This window comes from Lysobacter enzymogenes (genome assembly GCF_017168095.1).
GTDB classification, from domain to species: Bacteria; Pseudomonadota; Gammaproteobacteria; order Xanthomonadales; family Xanthomonadaceae; genus Lysobacter; species Lysobacter enzymogenes_D.
This window is the reverse complement of the sequence record NZ_LXSD01000331.1, coordinates 1-16,173: the sequence shown is the minus strand read 5'-3', so window position 1 is coordinate 16,173 and position 16,173 is coordinate 1. Positions and strand designations below refer to the sequence as shown.

General features: G+C 70.4%; 15 protein-coding genes. 8 read left to right on the top strand and 7 right to left on the bottom strand.

Features of this window, described 5'->3' with window-relative positions; genetic code table 11:
- The 3 genes from A7A76_RS11810 to A7A76_RS11800 form a co-directional block, all read left to right on the top strand.
- The coding region (locus A7A76_RS11810; protein WP_241200885.1) for a M1 family metallopeptidase at window positions 1-1,308 on the top strand (1,308 nt) is incomplete at its 5' end.
- A 350-nt stretch (window positions 1,309-1,658) separates the two neighbouring features.
- Window positions 1,659-4,127, top strand: coding sequence for a TonB-dependent receptor plug domain-containing protein (locus A7A76_RS11805; RefSeq protein WP_206411366.1), 2,469 nt, complete (start codon window positions 1,659-1,661; stop codon window positions 4,125-4,127).
- Window positions 4,128-4,152: 25 nt separating this feature from the next.
- The gene (locus A7A76_RS11800; protein WP_206411365.1) at window positions 4,153-4,539 is read left to right on the top strand and encodes a TfoX/Sxy family protein; all 387 of its coding nucleotides are present in this window, start codon (window positions 4,153-4,155) and stop codon (window positions 4,537-4,539) included.
- A 308-nt stretch (window positions 4,540-4,847) separates the two neighbouring features.
- On the opposite strand, the gene A7A76_RS11795 is transcribed toward A7A76_RS11800, so the two are convergent.
- Window positions 4,848-5,732 carry a LysR substrate-binding domain-containing protein gene (locus A7A76_RS11795; RefSeq protein ID WP_206411364.1) on the bottom strand — a complete coding sequence of 295 codons (885 nt, stop codon included), beginning with the start codon at window positions 5,730-5,732 and terminating at the stop codon, window positions 4,848-4,850.
- A gap of 135 nt (window positions 5,733-5,867) precedes the next feature.
- Between A7A76_RS11795 and A7A76_RS11790 the strand changes: the two genes are divergently transcribed.
- The 3 genes from A7A76_RS11790 to A7A76_RS11780 all read left to right on the top strand — a co-directional run bounded on the left by A7A76_RS11790 (window position 5,868) and on the right by A7A76_RS11780 (window position 8,686).
- A complete protein-coding gene (locus A7A76_RS11790) occupies window positions 5,868-6,164 on the top strand; it encodes a cupin domain-containing protein (RefSeq protein WP_206411363.1) in 297 nt (98 codons plus the stop codon).
- A gap of 251 nt (window positions 6,165-6,415) precedes the next feature.
- Window positions 6,416-7,351: a DMT family transporter gene (locus tag A7A76_RS11785; protein WP_206411362.1), complete on the top strand. Its 936-nt coding sequence runs from the start codon at window positions 6,416-6,418 to the stop codon at window positions 7,349-7,351.
- A gap of 438 nt (window positions 7,352-7,789) precedes the next feature.
- Window positions 7,790-8,686 carry a cyclase family protein gene (locus A7A76_RS11780; RefSeq protein WP_343225322.1) on the top strand — a complete coding sequence of 299 codons (897 nt, stop codon included), beginning with the start codon at window positions 7,790-7,792 and terminating at the stop codon, window positions 8,684-8,686.
- A 139-nt stretch (window positions 8,687-8,825) separates the two neighbouring features.
- Here A7A76_RS11780 and A7A76_RS11775 read toward each other — a convergent pair whose 3' ends face one another.
- Window positions 8,826-9,728, bottom strand: coding sequence for a LysR family transcriptional regulator (locus A7A76_RS11775; RefSeq protein ID WP_206411361.1), 903 nt, complete (start codon window positions 9,726-9,728; stop codon window positions 8,826-8,828).
- Window positions 9,729-9,811: 83 nt separating this feature from the next.
- On the opposite strand from A7A76_RS11775, the gene A7A76_RS11770 reads away from it, so the two are divergent.
- Window positions 9,812-10,462 (top strand): NAD(P)-dependent oxidoreductase, encoded by a 651-nt coding sequence (locus tag A7A76_RS11770; RefSeq protein ID WP_206411360.1) that lies wholly within the window; start codon window positions 9,812-9,814, stop codon window positions 10,460-10,462.
- Between the two features lie 702 nt (window positions 10,463-11,164).
- Here A7A76_RS11770 and A7A76_RS11765 read toward each other — a convergent pair.
- Complete coding sequence (locus tag A7A76_RS11765; RefSeq protein WP_206411359.1) at window positions 11,165-12,139, bottom strand: DUF72 domain-containing protein; 975 nt, start codon at window positions 12,137-12,139, stop codon at window positions 11,165-11,167.
- Window positions 12,136-12,561, bottom strand: a complete 426-nt coding sequence (locus A7A76_RS11760) for a VOC family protein (RefSeq protein ID WP_206411358.1) — start codon at window positions 12,559-12,561, stop codon at window positions 12,136-12,138. The genes A7A76_RS11765 and A7A76_RS11760 overlap by 4 nt, the downstream gene beginning before the upstream one ends.
- A gap of 135 nt (window positions 12,562-12,696) precedes the next feature.
- Here A7A76_RS11760 and A7A76_RS11755 point away from each other — a divergent pair, with 135 nt between their 5' ends.
- Window positions 12,697-13,047 (top strand): GFA family protein, encoded by a 351-nt coding sequence (locus tag A7A76_RS11755; RefSeq protein WP_206411357.1) that lies wholly within the window; start codon window positions 12,697-12,699, stop codon window positions 13,045-13,047.
- 72 nt (window positions 13,048-13,119) lie between these two features.
- Here the strand turns inward: A7A76_RS11755 and A7A76_RS11750 are convergent, their stop codons facing one another.
- The 3 genes from A7A76_RS11750 to A7A76_RS11740 all read right to left on the bottom strand — a co-directional run.
- On the bottom strand, window positions 13,120-13,377 hold the full coding sequence (locus tag A7A76_RS11750) for a hypothetical protein (RefSeq protein ID WP_206411356.1): 258 nt from the start codon (window positions 13,375-13,377) through the stop codon (window positions 13,120-13,122).
- Window positions 13,361-15,715 carry an FdhF/YdeP family oxidoreductase gene (locus tag A7A76_RS11745; protein WP_206411355.1) on the bottom strand — a complete coding sequence of 785 codons (2,355 nt, stop codon included), beginning with the start codon at window positions 15,713-15,715 and terminating at the stop codon, window positions 13,361-13,363. The genes A7A76_RS11750 and A7A76_RS11745 overlap by 17 nt, the downstream gene beginning before the upstream one ends.
- On the bottom strand, window positions 15,712-16,173 hold a 462-nt coding region (locus A7A76_RS11740), incomplete at its 5' end, for a formate dehydrogenase accessory sulfurtransferase FdhD (protein WP_241200884.1). The genes A7A76_RS11740 and A7A76_RS11745, both read right to left, overlap by 4 nt.

Below are 16,173 nucleotides of genomic sequence, written 5' to 3'. Positions count from 1 at the left end.
GCCGCGGCGCAGGGCGCGCCGGCCGCGCGCGCCGGGGCCAACCTCGACGTGCTGCACTACACCGCGCGGATCGAGCCGGACATCGCCGCCAAGACCTTGCGCGGACAGGTCTCGATCCGCCTGGCCCTGCGCGCCGACGGCGCCCAGCAGCTGGAGTTCGACGCCGGCGAACTGGAGATCGACAAGGTCTCCGAGCACGGCCAGGCGCTGAGCTTCGAAAAGAACGAGCAGCGCCTGCGCGTGCGCCTGCCCAGGCCGGGCAAGTACGGCGAGCGCCACGAGATCGACATCGCCTACCGCGGCGCGCCGCGCTACGGCCTGGAATTCCATCCCGAGCGCGGCGAGGTGTACACGATCTTCTCGACCAGCCAGTGGCTGGTGTGCATCGACGCGCCGTCCGAGCGCGCCAGCTTCGACCTGACGTTGACCGTGCCCGGCGGCCTCAAGGCGGTCGGCAACGGCCGCCTGGTGTCGAAGTCGGCGCTCGGCGGGCGCCGCGATTCCTACCGCTGGCGCCAGGACCAGCCGATGCCGAGCTATGTCTACGGCTTCGCCGCCGGCCGCTACAACGAGGCCGCCGGCACCGGCGAGAACGGCGAACTGCGTTTCCTTTCGGCCGAGCTGCAGGGCCCGCAACTGCGCCGGGTGTTCGCCGACACCGCCGACATGATCCGTTTCTTCGGCCGTCGCGCCGGCATCCGCTACCGCGGGCCGTACACCCAGGTGCTGGTGGCCAAGACCATCGGCCAGGAGCTCGACGGCTTCGCCCTGATGTCGGAAGCCTACGGCCGCGAGGTGCTGGAAAAGCCCGAGGCGCAGGGCTTGATCGCGCACGAGCTGGCGCACCAGTGGTGGGGCAACATGGTCACCAACCTCGACTGGGGCCAGTTCTGGCTCAACGAGGGCTTCGCCAACTTCATGGCCGCCGCCTACCTGCAGCACCGTTACGGCGACGAGGCCTATCGCGAGCGCGTGGACGGCTGGAAGAAGCGCGTGGACAAGCTGCGCGAGAACGGCAAGGACCACGCCCTGGTCTACGCCAACTGGAGCAAGCCCAGCGCCGACGACCGCGCCGTGGTCTACCAGAAGGGCGCCTACGTGCTGCATCTGCTGCGCGAGGAGATCGGCGAGCGCGCGTTCTGGCGCGGCGTGCGCACTTACACCCGCGCCTTCTACGGGCATTCGGCCAGCACCGGCGATCTGCGCAAGGTCATGGAGCGGGCCAGCGGGCGCGACCTGTCGGGGTTCTTCGCGCGTTGGGTCGAGGGCGCGGAGCCGGCGGTGGGCAAGCCCGAGCCGGCGAAGTAATCCCGGGCGAAAATCCGGCGTCGCGGCGTCGCGAGGTGCGGCCGGGTTGTCGTCGCTTGCGTCGCAGGCGCGGTGTCGCGGTCGCGGCTCGCGCCGCTCCTACCGTCGGACTTCCAACTGCGGACTCGCCCTGCAGGAGCGGCGCGAGCCGCGACCGCGCTCGTTCCGATCGCGGCGAAAACCCTTCCCGCCGTCCGCGGCCGCCGCCGTCGCACACCTGCCACCGCTCCGCCAGCTTGCCCGCGGTCACGCTTCCGGCTTCACATTTCCGGTTCTCACGCTGTGCGCGAACGGTCGTCTTGGCTTTAGGCTAGGGGATCGCCCCGCCCCGCCACCGCAAGGACCCCGCCATGACCCAGCCCCGCTTCGCCCCCCGCCACGCCCGTCCGCGCCGCGCGCCGCTCTACCGCGCGCTGAGCTGCGCCCTGTGGCTGGGCGGCAGCCTGTTCGCCGCCGGCGCCTTCGCCCAGGACGCCGAACCGGCGCCGCAGGCCGAGGCGCAGGCGACGGCGCAAGCCGGCCAAGCGCGCACCCTGGAAACCGTGTCGGTGCTCGGCTCGCGCCGCGCCCAGCGCTCCTCCGACACCGCCTCGATCTCGCCGGTCGACGTGCTGCCGATGGCCAAGAACACCGAGGAGGGCGCGCAGTTCGACCTCGCCCAGTCGCTGCAGTACGCCGCGCCCTCGTTCAACTCGACCCGCCAGAGCGGCGCCGACGGCGCCGACCTGGTCGATTCGGCCGCGCTGCGCGGCCTGGGCTCGGACCAGACCCTGGTGCTGGTCAACGGCAAGCGCCACCACACCACCGCGCTGCTGAACCTGTTCGGCGCGCGCAACCGCGGCAACACCGGCACCGACCTCAACACCATCCCGCTGATGGCGATCGACAGCGTCGAGATCCTGCGCGACGGCGCCGCCGCGCAGTACGGCTCCGACGCCATCGCCGGGGTCATGAACATCTCGCTGAAGAAGCGCAAGGGCTGCGAGGCCGTGGCCGGCTACGGCCAGTATTCCAAGGGCGACGGCGAGAACTGGCTGGCCACCGCGTACTGCGGCTTCGGCCTGGGCAGCGACGGCACGATCGGCATCACCGGCGAGTGGCAGGACCGCGGCCGCTCCGACCGTTCCGAACCGGCCGGCAGCCCGCGCATCATCGGCGACTCCAAGGTCAAGAATCAGACCCTGTTCCTCAACGGCGACAAGCCGCTGGCCGAGAACGTCGACCTGTACTTCACCCTCGGCGCGCAGCAGCGCGACGCCTCCTCGGCCGCGTTCGCGCGCGACGGCATCGGCTCGGAGGACATTCCCTCGCGCAACTCCGCGGCGATGTATCCCAACGGCTTCGTGCCCTTCATCGACGGCGACATCGACGACCGCTTCGGCATCCTCGGCCTGCGCTGGGGCTGGGGCGAGTGGAACGCGGACCTGTCCTACACCTACGGCTACAGCAAGCTGCGCTACACGATCAACAACACGCTCAACGCGTCGCTGGCGAATCTCGACCTGCTCAACGGCGGCAAGGGCGTGAGCCCGCGCAGCTTCGACGCCGGCGGCTTCTCGTTCGAGCAGAACACGGTCAACTTCGACGTCAACCGTTTCTACGACCAGATCTTCCGCGGCCTCAACCTCGCCTTCGGCCTGGAGCGCCGCGACGAGCGCTACAAGATCTTCGCCGGCGAGCCGGGCTCGTACCTGGACTACGACGGCGCCTCCGACGGCGGCAACGCCGGCAGCCAGGGCTTCCCCGGCTTCCGTCCCAGCGACGCCGGCGGCCACAGCCGCGACAGCTGGGCCGCCTACGCCGATGTCGAAGCCGATTTCAGCGAGCGTTTCACCGCCGGCGTGGCGCTGCGCTACGAGGACTACAGCGACTTCGGCAACACCACCACCGGCAAGCTCGCCGCGGGCTTCCGCGCCACCGACACGCTGATGTTCCGCGCGTCGGCCAGCACGGGTTTCCGCGCGCCGTCGCTGCAGCAGAAGTACTTCTCCTCGACCATCACCGACTTCGTCAACGGCCAGCCGGTGGACGTGGTGATCGCGCCCAACGGCGGCGACCTGGCCAACCTCGCCGGGTTGCCGGCGCTGACCAAGGAGAAGTCGCGCAACTACACCCTCGGCCTGACCTGGTCGCCGAGCGCCGACACTTCGTTGACGCTGGACGCCTACCGCATCGACATCGACGACCGCATCGTGCTCAGCGGCCGCTTCGGCGACGACGATCCGGTCATCGGCGAGGCGCTGCGCGCGCTGCAGGTGGGCCAGGCGCAGTTCTTCGTCAACTCGGTCGACACCCGCACCGAGGGCCTGGATTTCACCTTCAACAACGAGCGCGATCTGGGCAACGACTTCAAGCTCGGCACCTTCTTCGCCCTCAACCTCAACCGCACCAAGGTCCGCGCGATCCACGCGCCGCCGGCGCTGGTCGGCCGCGAGGACGTGCTGCTGTCCGAGCGCGAGCGCCTGTTCATCGAGCAGGGCGCGCCGAGGTCGAAGGCGGTGCTCGGCTTCGACCTCAGTCGCGGCGCGTGGGAAGGCAACCTCAAGGCGATCTACTTCGGCCCGCAGACCCTGGGCACCTTCTCCGGCACCGCCAACGGCGTGCCGAACGCGCGCTACAAGGCCAAGGCCTCGGCCGACCTCAGCGTGACCTACGCCTTCAGCGACAACACCAAGCTGACCGTCGGCGGCTCCAACCTCCTCAACGTCAAGCCGACCCGGCAGGATCCGAACGAGACCGACAACGGCCACATCTTCGACAGCGTCCAGTTCGGCTTGAACGGCGCGGCGTATTTCGTGCGTCTCTGGCACAAGTTCTGATTGCGGGCGGGAGTAGGATCGGGCCATGCACGAGGACCTGATCGCCCACCTGCACGACCTGTCCGCCGGCTTCGGCGCGCTCGACGCGCGCCGCATGTTCGGCGGACACGGCGTGTACCGCGACGGCACGATGATCGGGCTGTTGTCGGACGAGACCTTGTACCTGAAGACCGACGAGCAGACCCTGCCGCGCTTCCAGGCGGCAGGGTGCCGGCCGTTCCTGTACGCGCGCCGCGGCGAAACGGTGCCGACCAGCTATTGGACGGTGCCGGAGGCGGCGATGGATTCGCCGCAAGAGATGCGGCCGTGGCTGGCGCTGGCGTGGGAGGCGGCGCTGCGCAAGGGCGCGAAGAAGAAGCCGGCGAAGAAGCGTGCGGTCAAGAAGGCGGCGAAGAAAAAGCCGCGGGCCTGAGCCGGGTGTGGGTATCCGACTGTAGGAGCGGCGCAAGCTGCGACCGCGACACCGCGCCTGTTGCGGAAGTTTCGGCGTAGTTGCATTGCCGCAGTCGCGGCTCGCGCCGCTCCTACAGGTAGTGAGTCGTAGCGGCGCGGCTCGTCGAAGGGCCGCAAGCTCGCATCGGATGTGGGTCTCCGACTGTAGGAGCTGCGCAAGCTGCGACCGCCATACCTCGTGTGTTGCGAAAGTTTCGGCGTAGTTGCGTTGCCGCGGTCGCGGCTCGCGCCGCTCCTACAGGTAGTGAACCGCGGCAGTGCGGCGGCTCAGTCTTTCTGCACAGCCAGCAGCCACTCCAGGAACGTCCGCGCCGCCGGGCGCAGGCGGCGGTGGGCGGGGTAGATCGCGTAGTACGACCAGCGCGCGGCCATTTTCGGGCCGGGCAGGCGCATCAGTTGGCCCGAGCGCAGGTAGGGCGCGACGATCTGCTCGCGCGCCAGCGCCGCGCCCAGGCCGTGGGCGGCGGCCATCAGCGCGTCGGTGGTGTCGGAGAAGGTGTAGCGCTCTTCGAGCTTGCGTCCGTGCACGCCGGCGGCGCGGAACCAGTCGTGCCAGCCCTGGCGGGCGTGGTCGGCGATCAGCGGCAGTTCGGCGATCTGCGCCGCCTCGACGATGGCCTGGGCGCCGGGCGTGTGCGGCGAGGTCACCGGGAACAGCGCGTCGTCCATCAGGAAATGCGCGGTCAGACCGGGCCAGTGGCCGGCGCCGTGGCGGATGCCGAGGTCCGGGCCGCCGTCGTCGAAGCGGGTCAGGGCGATCTCGGTGTCGACGCTGAGCTGGATGTGCGGGTGCTCGCGGGCGAACTCGGGCAGCCGCGGCAGCAGCCAGGTGTAGGCCAGCGAGTGCAGGGTGGTGATGCGGACCCGGTCGCGCTCCTCGCGCGCCAGGCGCAGGCTGCGCAGCACGCCGTCGACGTCGGCCAGCGCGGTGCCGGCGGCGTCGGCCAACTGGCGGCCTTGCGCGGTCAGCGCGACCCCGCGCGCATGGCGCTGGAACAGGCTCACCCCGAGCCGGCTTTCCAGCTTGCGCACGTGGTGGCTGACCGCGCTGGCGGTGAGGTGCAGCTCTTCGGCGGCGTGGGCGAAATTCTGGTGGCGCGCCGCCGCCTCGAACGCCGCCAGGGCCGGAAGCCAGTCCGCTCGCAAGGCCATCGGAGCCTCAAATCAGGTTTGTGGCTGGATGCGAAAGTATGCGCTTGCTTCGTATTTCGGGCCAGTCAGAATAGGCGCCAGGGAAAAGCCAGATTGTCGTCGCCCCCGCCGCGCCCCGCCTGCCATCGCCCCCGCATGAGCCTCATCGACCTGCTCGCGACCGCCGCCGAACTGCCCGATGCCTGGCGTTCGACCGTGGTCGGCCGCTTCGGCGGCACCAACTTCAAGCTGCTGCGCATGGACGCCGGCGCCTACGAAGAAGAGACCCACGACTTCGCCGAAGGCTTGCTGGTGCTCGACGGCGCGATGCGCCTGAGCGTCGGCGGCGAGGTGATCGATGTCGGCGCGGGGCAGCTGTACGTGGTGCCCGCGGGCGTGGCCCATGCGGTGGCGCCGGGCAGCCGCGGCACGCTGGCGATCCTGGACGTCTGAGCGCGCGCGCATCGGGGCCCGATGGTCCCGCGTCCGCCGGCCGGAGTCAGCGCGAAGTCGTTACGAATGCGGATATCCGCGAGCGGCCCGCGCGGCGACACTGGTATCGGATGCGCTGCGTCGCCGGCGGCGCGCTTTTCCAACGCGACGGCGCCGGCCGGCGCGTTGCCCGCGCCGCCGCGAGGCCGGCGCGGTCGAACTCCCCCGCAGGCGTCCGCACCGCGCGGCCGCCGTTCTAGAGGATCTTGCGCATGCGTTCGCCCGAACTCGCCGCCACCGTCGCCGCCAACGGCTCCGCGCCCGCGCCGGCCGCCGTCGACGACACCGCCCGCGCCGGCTGGCGCACGCCGCTGGAGCTGACCGTGCTCGGCGCGATCTGGGGCGGCTCGTTCCTGTTCATGCGCGTGGCCGCCAAGGACTTCGGCGCGTTGCCGCTGGTGGAGATGCGCCTGGGCCTGGGCGCGCTGATCCTGCTGCCGTTCCTGTGGAAGGCGCGCGAGTCGTTCCGCGGCGCGAAGATCTGGGCCAAGCTCGCGCTGATCGGCCTGATCAACTCGGCCCTGCCGTTCGCGCTGTTCGCCTGGGCCGCGCAGCGCGCGCCGGCCGGCATCGGCGCGATCACCAATTCGATGGCGGTGCTGTTCACCGCCCTGGTCGGCTTCCTGTTCTTCGGCGAGAAGATCGGCATACAGCGCGGCATCGCGCTGCTGGCCGGATTCGCCGGCGTGGTGGTGCTGGCCAGCGGCAAGACCGCCGGCGCCAGCATCGGCTGGGCGGTCGCGGCGGGCTGCGCGGCCGCGTTCCTGTACGGCATCGGCGCCAACCTGGTGCGGCGCCAGCTCACCGGCCTGCCGGCCGCGGCGGTGGCCGCGGCGACGCTGGGCTGCTCGGCGCTGCTGACCCTGCCGTTCGCTATCGCCACCTGGCCGGCGCACGCGATCGCGGCCAAGTCGTGGCTGTCGGCGGCGATGCTCGGCGTGCTGTGCACCGGCATCGCCTTCGTCATGTACTACCGCCTGATCCAGCGCATCGGCGCCGGCCGCGCGGTCGCGGTGACCTACCTGGTGCCGCTGTTCGGCGTGGCCTGGGGCTGGATGCTGCTCGGCGAGCCGTTGACGGTCACGATGCTGGTCGCGGGTGCGCTGATCCTGGGCAGCGTGGCGATGAGTCAGCGGGCGGCGAAGTAAGCGTGCGGGTTCGAGTTCGACCGACGCGCAGTTCTGTTGCGCCAGCGAACCCTCCAGGCCGTCATCCCCGCGAAGGCGGGGATCCAGGGCTTCATCGCGACACGACTCTGAAGTCTCTGGATCCCCGCCTTCGCGGGGATGACGGTCTGGAAGAGACGTTGCGAAACCGAAGGACGCGAATCCTTCCTATCGTCATGCCCGCGAAGGCGGGCATCCAGGGCTTCATCGCGACATGGCTCTGAAGTCTCTGGATCCCCGCCTGCGCGGGGATGACGGTCTGGGGGAGGCGCGGCGGAACACGGTTGGCGCTGTGACGTGCTACGCCGCGCAACCCACCTAACGTCATGCCCGCGAAGGCGGGCATCCAGGGCCTCATCGCGGCATGACTCTGAAGTCTCTCGTTCCCCGCCTTTACTTCCCCAATCCCGGAGCCCAGATGTGACCCCGATCCAACACCGCGTCCAGTTCGACTTCGAAATCGAATTCACCAACGGCGGCGGCCTGCAGGGCCAGGGCTTCCGCCTCGACATCGACGGCGAGGACATCGCCGACGCCGAACTGGCCGCCTACATCGTGCGCGACCTGCGCCTGCTGATGGTCGGGCCGGTGCGCATCCTCAACAAGACCATCCTGACCGAAGCGCACAAGCGCACCGCCGGCGCGCTGGAAACCGGCCGCGTGCGCTACGTCGACCTGAGCCACACCATCGAGGACGGCCTGGTGACCTATCCGGGCATGCCGCCGGCGCACATCTGCGATTACCTCAGCCGCGAGCGTTCGCGCGAGGTCTATGCGCACGGGACCGAGTTCCAGATCGGCCGCATCGACATGGTCGCCAACACCGGCACCTACATCGATTGCCCTTCGCATCGCTACGCCGACGGCAAGGACTTGTCGCAGATCGGCCCGGAGGATTGCGCCGATCTCGACGCACTGGTGGTGCGCGTGCCCGAGTCGCTGCGCGCGATCGACGATTCGCATTTCCGCGCGCTGGAACTGCGCGGCCGCGCGGTGCTGGTGCACACCGGCTGGGACCGGCATTTCGGAACCCAGGCCTACGGCGACGGCCATCCGTTCCTGACCGAGGCCGCGGCGCTGTGGCTGCGCGATTGCGGCGTGCGCCTGGTCGGGATCGACTCGATGAACATCGACGACACCTCCGGCGGGACTCGTCCGGTGCATTCCACCTTGCTCGGTGCGGGGATCCTGATCGTCGAACACCTGCGCAACCTGGCCGCGTTGCCCGATGCAGGGTTCAGCTTCAGCGCGGTGCCGCCGAAGGTGAAGGGCATGGGGACGTTCCCGGTGCGGGCGTTGGCGAAGCTGCAAGGCTAGTGCGTCGCCGCTGAGAGGTAAGCGTCGGGCCTGAAGGCCCTCCCACAACCGCCGGCCTGCGGCCGCGGCTTTTGTGGGAGGGCCTTCAGGCCCGATGCCCTTCTCTCAGAAGAGGCCGCCCTTACACCGCAGCAAATCCTCACCGCAGCAGGTATTCCTGCAACGCCGCGATCGCCAGCCGCACCTTGGCCGGCTGCGGCTCGCGCTGCGCGGTCACCGCGAACACGCCCAGCGGCGGCATCCGCCACTGCGGCAGCACCAGCACCGCGCGGCCGTCGTCCACCAGCGGCATCGCGTCGGGCTCGGGCAGGCGCACGATGCCCAGGCCCTGCAGCATCATCTGCCCGACCACGCGCGAGTTGTTGGCGACGATGCGCCCGCTCACCCGCACCTTGCGCGCCGGCTCGCCGTCGCGGAACAGCTCGACGTACTCGGGTTGGTTGATGACGCTCAGGATCAGCATCGGGTGCTCGGCCAGTTCCTCCGGCGTGCGCGGCAGGCCGTGCTCGCGCGCGTACTCGGGCGAGGCCACCAGCAGGTGCCGCCATTCGGCCAGGCGCCGCGCGACCAGGTTCGAGTCCAGCAGGCGGCCGACCCGGATCGCCAGATCGATGCGCTCGCCGATCAGGTCGATCTGGCGGTCGTCGGCGAACACCCGCAGCGCCAGCGCCGGATGCGCGCGCAGCAGCGGCGCCAGCGCCGGCGCCAGATGCTGGGCGAAGCCGACCGGCACGGCGATGCGCAGTTCGCCGCGCGGTTCCTCGCGCAGGTCGCCCAGGTGGTGTTCGGCGGCGCGCGCGGCGTGCAGCATCGCGGCGCAGTCCTCGTAATAGCGCTGGCCGATTTCGGTGGTGCTGAGCTTGCGCGTGGAGCGGTGCAGCAGGGCCACGCCGGTCTCGGCCTCGAGCTGGCGCAGTTGCTGGCTGACCGCGGACGGTGTCATGTCGAGCTCGCGCGCGGCCGCGCTCATCGAGCCCAGCTCGACCACGCGGGCGAACAGGGCCATGCGCTTGAGGCGGTCTATCGTGAAGTCCAGCTTCATGGTCCTAGTCTCCGCGGCCGGATTATCGCCAGACCTGTTAGCGCACAGACTATATCCCGTCCTCACACCCACGGGAGTCCCCCATGAACCTCGTCCTCATCGGCGCCACCGGCTATGTCGGCCGCGCCGTGCTCGAAGAAGCCCTGAACCGCGGCCACCGCGTCACCGCCGTGGCCCGCAACACCGAAGCGCTGCCGGCCCACGCCGGCCTGACCGCCAAGGCCGCGACCGTCGGCAGCGGCGATCCGGCCGCGCTGGCCGCGATCCTGCGCGGCGCCGACGCGGTGATCGCCTCGTTCAACGCCGGCGGCTGGCAGAACCCGAACCTCGGCGTCGACACCGTCGCCGGCTACGCGCAGATCGTCGCCGCGGCCAAGCAGGCCGGCGTGCCGCGCCTGCTGGTGGTCGGCGGCGCCGGCAGCCTGGAAGTGGCGCCGGGCCAGCAGGTGCTCGACCAGCCCGGCTTCCCCGACGAATACCGCGGCGGCGCCGAGGCCATGCGCAGCGTGCTCACCACCTTGCGCGAGGAGCGCGAACTGGACTGGAGCTTCCTGTCGCCGGCCGCGCATCTGGTGCCGGGCGAGCGCACCGGCCGCTTCCGCCTGGGCGGCGACCAGTTGCTGGTCGACGCCGACGGCGAGAGCAAGATCTCGGTGCAGGACTATGCGGTGGCGCTGATCGACGAGCTCGAGCAGCCGGCGCATTCGCGCAAGCGCTTCACTGTGGCGTACTGAAGCCGGACCTCGGCGAACCAAGACGCGCAGGCGGCAGAAGCCCGCGGCACGGGTTCTGCCTGCCTGCCAGCGTCGGTCGGCGGCCAGCGCCCGCGCCGCGCAGGCCATTCAATTACGACGCGAGCCCCGCCTGTGCGAGAACCCATACGCGCTCGGCACGGCGCAGGCCCAACGCTATCGGCATCGGGCTTGCGCCGCGAACGGAAACAGCGCGGTCGCGACTTGCGTCGCTCCTACAGGGAGCGGCCGTAACGACGCGGCTGTCGGCGTTCGATCCGATAGCCCCCTGTAGGAGCGACGCAAGTCGCGACCGTGAAACCTCAGCCACGACGCCAGCCTGCATTCGCAAGGATCGCCACGCCTCCCACGGCCCTTCAACCGCAGCGGCGTTGCCGGCATCGGGCTTGCGCCGCGAACGGAGACAGCGCGGTCGCGACTTGCGTCGCTCCTACAGGGAGCGGGCGTGACGACGCGGCTGTCGGTGTTCGATCCGATAGCCCCTGTAGGAGCGACGCAAGTCGCGACCGCGAAAACTCAGCCACGACGCCAGCCTGCGTTCGCGAGGTGCGGCACGCCGCTCACGGCCTTCAACCGCAGCGGCGTTGCCGGCATCGGGCTTGCGCCGCGAACGGAGATAGCGCGGTCGCGACTCGCGTCGCTCCTACAGGGAGCGGTTGTGACGAGCGGTGCGCGGGGGCTGGATCAGCCGCCGCGCAGTCGCTCGGTCAAGGCCATCGCCGCGGCCGGGTTGCGGTGCTTGGCGGCGCTGATGAAGTAGAGGTAGACCTCGCGCGTCGCGCCGTCGGCCTGCACCGCGCCGACGTGCGGCAGGTCGGGGTTGTCGCCGCCGCGCGCCCAGGTGCGCGCGCGTTGCGCCCAGGCGTCGAGTTCGCCGTCGGGGTAGCCGGTGGCGATGTCGGCGCGCGAGCGCATCAGCCGGGCATAGACGAAATCGCCGGTGAGGTCGGCCAGCGACGGGTATTCGTCGGAGTCGGTGAACACCGTGGCGATGCGCCGCTCGCGCGCCAGCTGCAGGTACTGCGGGCCGAGGAAGCTGGAATGGCGCACTTCCAGCACGTGCTTGAGCGCACGCCCGTCGAGCGTGCGCGGCAGCGCGTCGAGGAACGGCGCCAGATCGTCGGGATCGAAGCGCCGGCTCGGCGCCAACTGCCACAGGATCGGCCCGAGCCGGTCGCCGAATTCGGCCAGGCCGCCGTCGATGAAGGCCTTGGCCTGCGCCGTGGCCTTGGCCAGCGCGCCGGCCTGGGTCACCCGGCCGGGCGCCTTGAGCGAGAACACGAAGCCGTCCGGCGTCTCCGCCGCCCACTTGGCGTAGGTGGCCGGTTTCTGCGCGCTGTAGAAGGTGCCGTTGATCTCGATGCTGCTGAGCCGGCGGCTGGCGTACTCCAGTTCGCGCCGCTGCACCAGCTTGGGCGGATAGAAGTTGTCGCGCCACGGCGCGTAGGTCCAGCCGCCGATGCCGCAGCGGATGCCGTCGATCGCGGCGACGCCGGTTGCGCCGGCGAGTGGATCGTCGCCGGCCGGTTTGGCGGCGGCTTTTCCGATGGCTGATTTGCCGATCGCGGATTTGCCCGTCCGCGCCACGGACGGCTGCGCCGGCGCCGCTGCGCCGAACAGGTCGCCGCCGGCGGGAGTCTCGTCTTTGCGCTTGCTCATACGTTCCAGGGGTTGTAAGTACCGAACCACCACAGCCGGCCTTCCAGGTCGCGGCAGGTGTAGGCGCGGCCGCCGTAGTCCTGATCGGCGACCTCGACCACGATCTGCGCGCCGGCGGCGCGGGCGCGGGTCGCGTGTTCGTCGGCGTCGCCGACCAGCACGCAACAGGCCTGAGTTTCGCGCCCGCCGATCTCATCGGGTTGGACGATGCGCCGCGACCACTCGCTTTCGTTGTCCGGATCGACCGAGCCGAGCATGATCATGCCTGGCCCGTAAGTCAGCTGGGCGTGGTGGACGATCGCGCCGTCGGCGTAGACGGCGTGCTTCTCGAAGCCGAACGCGCGGCACAGCCAGTCGATCGCGGCGTGGGCGTCGCGGTAGCGCAGGCAGGGAATGATGGTGCTGCCGGCCAAAGCGTTCATCGGAACTCCTGTGCGGCGGGACGGATGCGCGCGGGCGGCCCTGCGTCGGGGCATGACAAAGCGCAGGCGACGAGCATAGCGCGGCGCGACTATCCTGGCACCTTCACGGTGCCGCGCCGCGGCGGGAGGAGCACGATGGCCAGTTATGCCGGCAGTTGCCATTGCGGCAAGATCGCGTACGACGTACAGGGCGAGCTCAACGAAGCCTATGCCTGCAACTGTTCGATGTGCAGCCGCCGCGGCGGGCTGCTGTGGTTCGTGCCGGTCGACGCGTTCGAGCTGAAGACCGCGCGCGAGGACGTCGCCACCTACCAGTTCAACAAGCACCTCATCGAACACCACTTCTGCACCCAGTGCGGCATCGCGCCGTTCAGCGAGGGGCGGATGCCCGATGGCACGCCGATGGTCGCGGTCAATGCGCGCTGCCTGCAGGACGTGGATCTGAGTGCGGTGAAGATCGTCGAGATCGACGGGCGTTCGTTCTGAACGCGGCAAGGACGGGCTGAAACCCGCACGCCCCGGCCGTCGCCGGGGCGGTCGCGAGGCCGTTCCCCGCGGTCAGGCAGACGCCGCGCGCGCGTCGCCCAGGCGCATCCGCCCGCGCTCGGTGAGCATCGCCACCGACAGCTCGCCGCGTTCCTCCACCCGCACCCAGCCCGGCCCGGCGACGTCGCCGATGGCGTCTTCGCCGATCCACGCCAGCTCGCGCAGCAGCACGCTCATGCGCACGCCCAGGCGCTTGCACACGCGCGGCAGCGACAGGCCGTCGGGATGCTCGGCCAGCAGCGCCAGCAACGGCTCAGTCAACCCGGACAAGGCCGATGTCCCTGGCCGACTGCAGTTCGCCGGCGCGCGCCGGCGCGTGCGCGTGCACGATCACCGGGATCGACTTCGACGTCGGCGTGCGCGCCTCGTCGGCGAAGCTCGACAGCGGCACCAGCGAATTGGTCTCGGGGTAGTACGCGGCCAGGCAGCTGCGCGGAATGTTGTATTCGACCAGCAGGAAACGCTTGGCCTCGCGCTTGACGCCGTCCTCGCACAGGCTTTCCAGGTCGACCCAGTCGCCGGCCCGCATGCCGAGTTCGGCGATGTCCTCGGCGTGGATGAACAACACCCGCCGTTCGCCGAACACGCCTCGGTAGCGGTCGTTCATGCCGTAGATGGTGGTGTTGTACTGGTCGTGCGAGCGGGTGGTGGCGAGGGTGAACACCGGTCGCTCGCGGCCGGCGCGGGCGCGGTGCACCGGCAGGTCGGTCGGCACCGCGTGCGCCTTGAACAAGGCCTTGCCCTGCGGATTGAGCCAGCGCCGCTCGGCCGCGGCGTTGGGTAGGTGGAAGCCGCCGGGCACGCGCACGCGCTGGTTGAAGCCGTGGAAATCGTCGAACACCTGGGCGATCAGGTCGCGGATGCGGTCGTAGTCGCCGATCAGTTCCAGCCAGTCGATCTTGCTGCGCGCGCCGAGGGTGGCGTGGGCCAGGCGCGCGACGATGGCCGGTTCCGACAGCAGGGTCGGCGCGGCGGGCGCGTTGATGCCGGAGGACAGGTGGACCATGCTCATCGAGTCCTCGACCGTCACTCCCTGCGGGCCGGCGGCCTGCAGATCGATCTCGGTGCGGCCCAGGCACGGCAGGATGTAGGCGTCGCGGCCGTGCACCAGGTGGCTGCGGTTGAGCTTGGTGGTGACGTGCACGGTGAGCTCGCAGCGGCGCAGCGCGCGATGGGTGGCCTCGGTGTCGGGCGTGGCGGTGGCGAAGTTGCCGCCGAGGCCGAAGAAGGTCTTGCAGCGGCCGTCGAGCATGGCCTGGATCGCGCCGACGGTATCGTGGCCGTGATGGCGCGGCGGCTCGAAGCCGAACACGTCGCGCAGGCGGTCGAGGAAGGCCGGCGAGGGCTTCTCGTAGATGCCCATGGTGCGGTCGCCCTGCACGTTGCTGTGGCCGCGCACCGGGCACGCGCCGGCGCCGGGGCGGCCGATATTGCCGCGCAACAGCAGCAGGTTGACGATCATGTGGATCGTCGCCACCGAATGCTTGTGCTGGGTGATGCCCATGCCCCAGCAGCAGATCACGCTGTCGGCCGTGGCGTAGATATCGCCGGCGCGTTCGAGCTCGGCGCGCGACAGCCCCGACTCGGCGACGATGGTGTCCCAGGATTCGGCCGCCACGTCGGCGGCGAAGGCGTCGAAGCCTTCGGTGTGTTCGGCGATGAACGCAGTGTCGATCAGCCGCGCCGCGCCCTCGCGCCGGGTCTGCGCGTCGAGCTCGAGCACGCGCTTGATGATGCCCTTGACCGCGGCCAGGTCGCCGCCGATGCGCAGCTGGAAATAATCCGAGGAGATCCGGGTCGAGCCGTTGTGCAGCATCTCCAGCTTGTCCTGCGGATCGGCGAATTTCTCCAGCCCGCGCTCGCGCAGCGGGTTGAACGAGACGATGGCCGCGCCGCGCCTGGCCGCCTGGCGCAGCTCGCCGAGCATGCGCGGATGGTTGGTGCCGGGGTTCTGGCCGAAGATGAAGATCGCCTGCGCGAGTTCGAAATCGCTCAGCAGCACCGTGCCCTTGCCGACGCCGATCTGCGCTTTCATCGCCGTGCCGGACGGCTCGTGGCACATGTTCGAGCAGTCGGGGAAGTTGTTGGTGCCGAACTCGCGCACGAACAGCTGGTACAGGAACGCGGCCTCGTTGCTGCAGCGGCCGGAAGTGTAGAACAGCGCCTCGTCGGGCGAGGCCAGCGCGCGCAGATGCTCGCCGATGCGGGCGAAGGCCTCGTCCCAGGTGATCGGCAGGTACTTGTCGCTGGCCGCGTCCCAGCGCATCGGATGGGTCAGGCGGCCCTGGTTTTCCAGCCAGTAGTCGCTGTAGCGCGCCAGTTCGGCGACGGTGTGCTCGGCGAACAGTTCCGGCGTGGCGCGGTGCCTGGTCGCCTCGGCGGCGACGGCCTTGGCGCCGTTTTCGCAGAACTCGAAGGTCGAGGTGTGGTCGCGGTCGGGCCAGGCGCAGCCGGGGCAGTCGAAGCCGTCGGGCTGGTTGGCCGAGAGCAGGGTGCGCGCGCCGCTGACCGGCACGTCCTGTTCGATCAGGTGCTTGGCGACGCTGCGCAGCGCGCCCCAGCCGCCGGCGGGGCCGTCGTAGCGGCGGATCGGGTTCTTGTCGCTCATCGCTGATGCTCCGTGGCGCGCGGCGCGCGCGCGTGCCCGCCCGGCGCGGCGACGGCGTCGTCGTCCAGCAACCGCTGCGGATGGGTGTAGACGGCGTGCCCGTCGTCGCGGGCGAAGCCGATCAAGGTCAGGCCGGAGGTCTCGGCCAGGGCGATCGCCAGCGCGGTCGGCGCCGAGATCGCGGCGAGCACGGCGATGCCGGCCTGGGCGGCCTTCATCGCCATCTCGTAACTGGCGCGGCTGGTGACCACGCACAGGCCGCGCTGCGGATCGACGCCGGCCTGGGCCATCGCGCCGATCAGCTTGTCGAGCGCGTTGTGGCGGCCGACGTCTTCGCGCACCAGCCGCAGCGCGCCGTCGGCGTCGGCCCAGCCGGCGGCGTGGGTGGCGCCGGTGAGCGCGTTGAGCGGCTGGCTGCGGCGCAATTCGCGCAGCGCGCGTTGCAGCGCGGCGGCGGC

Coding starts and splice junctions, on each gene's coding strand:
- A7A76_RS11745 (WP_206411355.1), bottom strand. CDS start 15,715: ATGAGCGACAAGAACCCGATCCGCCGCTACGACGGCCCCGCCGGCGGC.
- A7A76_RS11765 (WP_206411359.1), bottom strand. CDS start 12,139: ATGAGCAAGCGCAAAGACGAGACTCCCGCCGGCGGCGACCTGTTCGGC.
- A7A76_RS11760 (WP_206411358.1), bottom strand. CDS start 12,561: ATGAACGCTTTGGCCGGCAGCACCATCATTCCCTGCCTGCGCTACCGC.
- A7A76_RS11775 (WP_206411361.1), bottom strand. CDS start 9,728: ATGAAGCTGGACTTCACGATAGACCGCCTCAAGCGCATGGCCCTGTTC.
- A7A76_RS11805 (WP_206411366.1), top strand. CDS start 1,659: ATGACCCAGCCCCGCTTCGCCCCCCGCCACGCCCGTCCGCGCCGCGCG.
- A7A76_RS11795 (WP_206411364.1), bottom strand. CDS start 5,732: ATGGCCTTGCGAGCGGACTGGCTTCCGGCCCTGGCGGCGTTCGAGGCG.
- A7A76_RS11800 (WP_206411365.1), top strand. CDS start 4,153: ATGCACGAGGACCTGATCGCCCACCTGCACGACCTGTCCGCCGGCTTC.
- A7A76_RS11785 (WP_206411362.1), top strand. CDS start 6,416: ATGCGTTCGCCCGAACTCGCCGCCACCGTCGCCGCCAACGGCTCCGCG.
- A7A76_RS11770 (WP_206411360.1), top strand. CDS start 9,812: ATGAACCTCGTCCTCATCGGCGCCACCGGCTATGTCGGCCGCGCCGTG.
- A7A76_RS11755 (WP_206411357.1), top strand. CDS start 12,697: ATGGCCAGTTATGCCGGCAGTTGCCATTGCGGCAAGATCGCGTACGAC.
- A7A76_RS11790 (WP_206411363.1), top strand. CDS start 5,868: ATGAGCCTCATCGACCTGCTCGCGACCGCCGCCGAACTGCCCGATGCC.